Raw genomic sequence first — 3,128 nt, 5'->3', positions numbered from 1 at the left:
CCCCCCCCCGGGGGGGGGCCGGGGGCCCCCGGGGCGCGCGCCCGGGTCGTGGCCCGGGGCACGGGGTTACGAGGAGGAGACCGCGGCCGGCGTGTCGTCCCCGCCCGCGGTGGCGGGGGCGGGGGCAGTGGCACCGGTGGCGGTCGCCGTGGAGCTGTCGGCCCCTGCCCCTGCCCCAGAATCGGCACCGGCCCCGGCGTCGGTGGCGGCCTCGTCCGCGGTCGGGTGTGCGGCGGCCACCGGTTCCGCGTCGGCTTCGGTGGTCTGGCCCTGCTCCTGGTGCTGCGCACGGCGCTTCATCACCAGCATCGACACCAGGCCGATGAGGAGGGCGACCACCAGGCCGAGCCAGGAGAAGCGCTTGAGCCAGTCCTCGGCGACCACACCGAGGTAGTAGATGACCGCCGTCGTACCGCCGGCCCAGACGATGCCGCCGAGCACGTTGGCGATGAGGAACTTCCAGTACGGCATGCGCAACACGCCGGCGAGCGGCCCGGCGAAGATCCGCAACAGGGCCACGAAGCGGCCGAAGAACACCGCCCACATGCCCCACTTCTGGAACGAGCGCTCCGCAGTGGCCACCTGTCGGGGGCCGAAGTGCTTGGGGAACTTGCTGCCGAGCCACTGCAACAGCGGCTGCCCGCCCTTGCGGCCGATGAGATAGCCGATGGAGTCACCGATGATGGCGCCCGCGGTGGCGGACGCGCCGAGGATGACCGGGTTGATGTGGTCCTGGGTCCCGGCCAGCAGCGCCGCGCTGACCAGGATGATCTCACCGGGCAGCGGAATGCCCAGGCTCTCCAGGCCGATGACCAACCCCACCAGCAGGTAGATGCTGACCGCCGGCACGGTCTCCAACCATTCCTGGATGTGCAACGCCGTTCCTCCCCGCAGACCCTGTCCTCGGACCTTCGCTGCGCCCGGCCCTCGCCCGGCGCGCCGGGCAGCCTACTGGACCCGCCGGCCCACCCCGGACGTGGGCGCGGCGACACCCGCCCCCGCCCGCGGGGAACACGGCCGGGACGGCTCACCATGCGGACGCCGCGGCGGCGCGCCACCGGGAAGCACGACACGCCCGGGGCGAGCGGACCTACGGAAGGCCCGCGTGCGGAAGGTCCCGCGTACGACGAGGCCGGGCCGGCGCAGTGCGGCACGGCCCGGCCAGGGCACCCGTCAGGAGTGCGGGCGCAGGGTCCAGACGATCGTCATCTCGCCGGTCACGGCGCCGTCCTCGCGGGTGATGGCGACGTGCACCGGGAACTCGGGCCGCTCGCCGGCATCGAGTTCGGCGAGGACGTCGGCGATCGGGCGGCCGAGCTCCGCGGTGGCGGTGACGACGCCCTTGGCGACCTTCTTGTAGCCGATCTCGGCCCGTACCGCGAGCGGCACCGCGCGGCTCAACTGGTCACCGAAGGCGGCCATCACGATCGCCCCGCTCGCGGATTCGGCGAGGGTGAACATGGCGCCGGCGTGCGGCCCCTGGATGTGGTTGTGGTAGTCGGGCTGGTCCGGTAGCCGCAACACGGCGCGCTCGGCACTCGTCTCGACGAATTCGAGGTTGAGCGTGCGCACCATCGGCACGCTGGCCGTGAGCATGTCGCCGATCGACGGCAGGGTCTCTGACATACCCGAAAGTTACCAGCGGGTAGAAAGTTGTGGGAAGGGAAGCGGACGGGCTCCGTGGAAGGGCGGACGTAGCAGCCGCTGGGCCGCCCCTCTATCGTTACTCGCCATGTGGCCAGGACAGCAGCCGCCCGGGGGCGAGCAAAACCCGCAGGACCAGAACCCGTACCAACAGCCGGGGCACCCACAGTCGGGGCCGGCGCAGCCGAACCCGTACCAGACGCCGGCACCGGGTCAGCCGAACCCGTACCAGACGCCCGCGCCGGGCGCGCCCAACCCGTACCAGACGCCTCCGCCGCCGGCCCCGCCGCAGGGCGGCCCGCCGACCGGAGCCCCGCAGCCGGGCCCGTACCAGCAGCCGGGCTACCCGCAGCAGCAGGGCCAGCAGGCGCACACCTGGAACGCTCCGGCGGCGCCGGGTGCGCCACAGCCCCCGCAGGGCGGCGGGGACAAGCGGAAGAAGACCATCGCGATCGTCACGGCCGGGGCCGTGGTCGCCGCCGCTGCCGTGGTCGGCGTCGTGCTCTTCTCCGGCGACGACGGTGACGACAAGAAGGACACCGCCAAGGAGTCCACCAAGCCGTCGGCGCCGGCGGGGTCCCAGCAGCCCGGCGGGTCGCAGGAGCCGACCACCACGCCGGAGAACCCGCGCGGCGGCGGGGACAACCCGCGGGCGGCCGACCCGGCCGCCAAGCCCGTCATCCCGGGTTGGAAGACGGTCATCAGCGCCAAGCGGCACGTCGCCTTCGACGTCCCGGACACGGCGGACTGGAAGGTCGAGTCGGCGGGCCTGTCGGTCGGCTTCGAGAGCGACAAGGGCAAGCCGCTGGTCGTCATGTCCAGCCCCGCCAAGTACAAGCAGGACGCCTGCTCGGTCAAGGTCGAGGGCAGCACCCGGCCGGACACCAGCGACCTCGGCGGCACCGGCACCAAGGGCGCGCTCGGCGCCAAGAGCGAGGCGAGCGCGGCCGAGATCGAGGCGGAGAACTGGGTGTTCGCCGGCTACGACCAGAAGCAGACGGGCCAGCGCAAGGTCTCCAAGGCCAAGCCGTTCGAGAGCGACCACGGCCTGAAGGGTTACGCCGCGTCCGCGACGGTCACCGGGGTCAAGAAGACCGGCAAGTGCACGACCGACGGCAAGGCGTTCACGGTCGCGTACACCGACATCAACGGCGACTACGCGCTGTGGGTGCTGCACGCGGCCACTGGTGTCGACGGCGAGTTGCCGAACGAGACCATCGAGAAGATCAAGAGCACCCTGCGCCCGCTGAAGTCCAACGGCTAGGCCGCTCGGCGGAGATGATCCCGCCGTTCGCCGCGGCGCGGGGGCTGCGGCGAGGGTGAGGACGGCGCGTACGGCGCGCGTACGGCAACGGTTCCTCTGCCGACGGCGCCCGGGGCGTCCACCGGTTCACCCATCCGGTGGGCGCGGGCGCGTGTTGCTGCACTTCAGCAGCCGGGGAGACCGGGCCGCACTGGAGCAGGTGGCGGACGAGAGCGGCTGT

General features: G+C 72.7%; 2 protein-coding genes and 1 pseudogene. 1 reads left to right on the top strand and 2 read right to left on the bottom strand.

Annotation, left to right across the window (positions count from 1 at the left end; all coding sequences use genetic code 11):
• Window positions 1-282: 282 nt before the first annotated feature.
• Together AAHZ94_RS31550 and AAHZ94_RS31545 are read right to left on the bottom strand one after the other, a co-directional pair.
• A pseudogene (locus tag AAHZ94_RS31550) lies at window positions 283-876 on the bottom strand (DedA family protein); the annotation flags it as partial.
• A 297-nt stretch (window positions 877-1,173) separates the two neighbouring features.
• Window positions 1,174-1,626 carry a DUF4442 domain-containing protein gene (locus AAHZ94_RS31545; protein ID WP_349997134.1) on the bottom strand — a complete coding sequence of 151 codons (453 nt, stop codon included), beginning with the start codon at window positions 1,624-1,626 and terminating at the stop codon, window positions 1,174-1,176.
• 106 nt (window positions 1,627-1,732) lie between these two features.
• On the opposite strand from AAHZ94_RS31545, the gene AAHZ94_RS31540 reads away from it, so the two are divergent.
• On the top strand, window positions 1,733-2,908 hold the full coding sequence (locus AAHZ94_RS31540; protein ID WP_349997133.1) for a DUF8017 domain-containing protein: 1,176 nt from the start codon (window positions 1,733-1,735) through the stop codon (window positions 2,906-2,908).
• Window positions 2,909-3,128: the final 220 nt, after the last annotated feature.

It is taken from the genome of Streptomyces sp. HSW2009, assembly GCF_040240285.1.
GTDB lineage: Bacteria > Actinomycetota > Actinomycetes > Streptomycetales > Streptomycetaceae > Streptomyces.
The sequence above is the reverse complement of the archived record's forward strand: the minus strand, read 5'-3'. Positions and strand labels throughout refer to the sequence as shown.